At 65.5% G+C, this 255-nt stretch carries 1 protein-coding gene; it reads right to left on the bottom strand.

Annotated features, from left to right (window positions below; translation table 11 throughout):
• Nucleotides 1-255: ATP-binding cassette domain-containing protein (locus tag QSK36_RS43355; RefSeq protein ID WP_352241967.1), on the bottom strand; the 255-nt coding region annotated here is incomplete at both ends.

The following is a 255-nucleotide window of genomic DNA, read 5'->3' as shown; positions in this document are numbered from 1 at the left end:
GGTGAGAGATGTAGATCACCGCCACCCCCTGAGAGGTGAGATCACGGATCACCCGGAACAGGTTTTCCACCTCGTCATGCGCCAACGCCGCCGACGGCTCGTCCATGATGATCAACCGAGCCGAATGCGACAACGCCCGAGCCATGCTCACGATCTGCTTGTGCGCCGGAGACAACCGGCCCACCTCGGTACGAGGCCGGATCTCCCCGTGCCCCAGCCGCCCCAGCAACTCAGCCGTCGCCCGATCGGCCTCGG

Source organism: Microbispora sp. NBRC 16548 (assembly GCF_030268985.1).
GTDB lineage: Bacteria > Actinomycetota > Actinomycetes > Streptosporangiales > Streptosporangiaceae > Microbispora > Microbispora catharanthi.
The sequence above is the reverse complement of the archived record's forward strand: the minus strand, read 5'-3'. Positions and strand labels throughout refer to the sequence as shown.